Source organism: Streptomyces beijiangensis, from assembly GCF_017315755.1.
Classification (GTDB): domain Bacteria; phylum Actinomycetota; class Actinomycetes; order Streptomycetales; family Streptomycetaceae; genus Streptomyces; species Streptomyces beijiangensis.
On the sequence record NZ_JAFLRJ010001386.1, the window covers coordinates 1 to 227 of the forward strand.

Genomic DNA, 227 nt, shown 5'->3' on the forward strand with positions numbered 1-227 from the left:
CCAGCTGCTCTCCATCTGGCGGCAGTCGCCGCTGAAGTCGGTACGCCGCCGTACCTCTTCGAGCGCCCAGTCCGCCCCCGCCAGAGCGGCCGAACCGCGCGAGCCGCGCAGCGCCGCCTCCGCCGTGATCTCGTTGCTGCGGCGCCGCATGATGCGGTGCCCGTAGATCTGGTCCACGGCCTTGCGTACGGAGGCCACGGCATCGCCGGCACCCGGCAGCGAGCCCA

Annotated in this window: 1 pseudogene; it reads right to left on the reverse strand. The window is 73.1% G+C overall.

Features of this window, described 5'->3' with window-relative positions:
• Positions 1-227 (reverse strand): annotated as a pseudogene (locus J0695_RS41945) (hypothetical protein); the annotation flags it as partial.